Origin of the sequence: Paracoccus sp. FO-3 (assembly GCF_006386455.1) — a bacterium.
Lineage (GTDB): Bacteria > Pseudomonadota > Alphaproteobacteria > Rhodobacterales > Rhodobacteraceae > Paracoccus > Paracoccus versutus.
Genome location: NZ_VCBQ01000285.1, coordinates 1 through 861 on the forward strand (window position 1 = coordinate 1; position 861 = coordinate 861).

1 pseudogene is annotated in these 861 nt (G+C 63.3%); it reads left to right on the top strand.

Going from position 1 to position 861, the window contains the following annotated elements:
• Positions 1–82 precede the first annotated feature (82 nt).
• A pseudogene (locus FE811_RS27010) lies at positions 83–861 on the top strand (transposase); the annotation flags it as partial.

Below are 861 nucleotides of genomic sequence, written 5' to 3' on the forward strand. Positions count from 1 at the left end.
CCCCCCCGGAAGTTCCCTCGCCGTGATGTAGCGTCTGCCCAATCTGAAGGAGCAGACGAGATGAGGAAGAGCCGTTTTACCGATGAAGAGGGGACCGTGGCCCCAGTGGGGCCGCGTAAGCCCCGATGAACAGATTATCGGGATGATCAAGGAACAGGCGGCTGGTTTGCCCACGTCCGAGCTTTGTCGGAAGCATGGGCTGAGCCCCGCGACATTCTACAAGCTGAAGGCGAAATATGGCGGCATGGACCTGTCCGACGCCAAGCGGCTGAAGCAGCTTGAGGACGAGAATGCGAAGCTCAAGCGCCTGCTGGCCGATGCCATGCTTGACAACGTGGTGCTGAAGGATCTGCTGGGAAAGCCTTGACGACGCTGGTGCAACGGCGGGACGCGGTGCTGCGGGCGCTGAGGGATCATCCGATCTCTCAACGTCGCGCCTGCGTTCTGATCGGTGTCGATCCGAAGACGGTGCGGCGCAAGCGGCCGCCCGACAACCCGGAGATCCGTGAGGAGATGCACAAGATCGCCGAGCAGCGCCGCCGCTTCGGCTATCGGCGCGTGGGCATCATGCTGGAGCGCAAGGGCATGGTCATGAACGAGATCGGAGCCCGTAAAGCAAACGATCCGGGGGATCGTTTGTAGGGCGAAGGGCTCTACCGGATTTACCGGGAGGAAGGTCTGTCGGTGCGGCGCAGGCGCGGTCGCAAGCGGGCGCGTGGCAGTCGGACCCCCATGCCAGTGCCGTTGCTGCCGAACCAGCGGTGGTCGCTGGACTTCCTGGCCGACACGTTCGGGGCCTGCCGCAGGTTCCGCATTCTGGCCGTGAACGACGATTGCTGCCGCGAAAACCTCGCCTTGATC